Origin of the sequence: Oceanimonas aquatica (assembly GCF_030732065.1) — a bacterium.
GTDB lineage: Bacteria > Pseudomonadota > Gammaproteobacteria > Enterobacterales > Aeromonadaceae > Oceanimonas.
Genome location: NZ_JAVBHX010000022.1, coordinates 1 through 1,216, shown reverse-complemented (window position 1 = coordinate 1,216; position 1,216 = coordinate 1). Strand labels below are relative to the sequence as shown.

1 protein-coding gene is annotated in these 1,216 nt (G+C 57.1%); it reads right to left on the bottom strand.

Annotated elements, in window-relative coordinates; all coding sequences use genetic code 11:
• Positions 1-49: 49 nt before the first annotated feature.
• Positions 50-1,216 (bottom strand): IS3 family transposase gene (locus Q9290_RS16450; RefSeq protein WP_306080724.1). Its coding sequence is split into 2 segments (ribosomal slippage), with 1,168 coding nucleotides annotated over them: positions 50-921 and positions 921-1,216; the frame shifts between segments, so codons are not numbered across the junction. This gene is flagged as partial in the annotation.

Genomic DNA, 1,216 nt, shown 5'->3' with positions numbered 1-1,216 from the left:
TGTCTAGTCCTGAAATAGGTTTACACATTTTCAGCTAGCTTTTCGCCACTCAGAACGCCCGATGCACCGCATCCGGCGTTCTGTATTTCAATGCGTGATGAGGCCGCTCCAGGTTGTAAATATCAACGGCCTCACTCACCATTTTCCTCGCTTGTGCCAAGTCCTTCGGGCTTTGCAACAACAACTCGCCTTTCAATATCCCGTTCACCCGTTCGGCCAACGCATTCTGATAACAGTCATAGCCATCCGTCATTGAGCACCGGACTCCGTGTCGCTCATGCAGCGACTGGTACAAGCCCGAGCAATACTGTACCCCGCGATCCGAGTGATGGATGAGCTCCCGGCGGCTATTCCGTTGCTTCAGCGCCTGCCTGAAGGCTACCGCCACCGACTCGGCATGCAACCCTTCGTGAACGTGATGGCCCACTATCTTGCGTGAATAGGCATCCGTCACCAGGCTGAGATACAGCGGCCCGCTCTTGGCCGGCAGATAAGTGATATCCGCGACCCAGATCTGCTCCGGCGCCACCGGCGTGACCTGGTCAGGTCCGCCCTTGAGCAAGTTGGGGTGGCGGTAGAAACGGTGAAAGCTGTGCGTTGTTTTGTGGTATGCCCGCTTGGGCTGCACCAGCAAACGGTGCTCGGCCAATATCTGAAACAGCCGGTCCCGTCCTACCTTCAGCCATGCATCGTCCTGATTATGCAGCAGATAATGCAGCTTGCGGGTACCCACTCGTGGTTGTCGTAACCGCACTCGCTGCACGTAGCGCACCACGTGCACGCCCTGCGCATGGCGCTGGTCAGCGACCCGATTGCGCTTGTAGTAAGCTTGACGACTGATCCCCAGAAACCGGCAAGCCCTGACGATGGTCAGCCTTTCGACTTGCCGTTGCGAGAGGACTTGCCGGGTCGCTTTTTTACGATGGAGACGCCATAGTCGTTCTTGAGCACATCAACGACGGCCTCAAAGAACTGGGCCTTCTGGCTCATGAGTTCCAATTGCTGCTCGAGCTCCTTGATGCGTTGCTCGGGTGTCTGGTTGTCGGGATCAGTCATGGTGGTCCTCCTGCCGGCCCGGAGAGAGGCCCCCTGGCTCCAATCCTGCCGACCATATTTACGCAACCATACAAGAACGGTCGAGCGCCCCTGAATACCATAACGAGCCTGCGCCTGCTTGTAGGTCAGCTCGCCTTTTTCAATCTGTTCGACGAGAGCC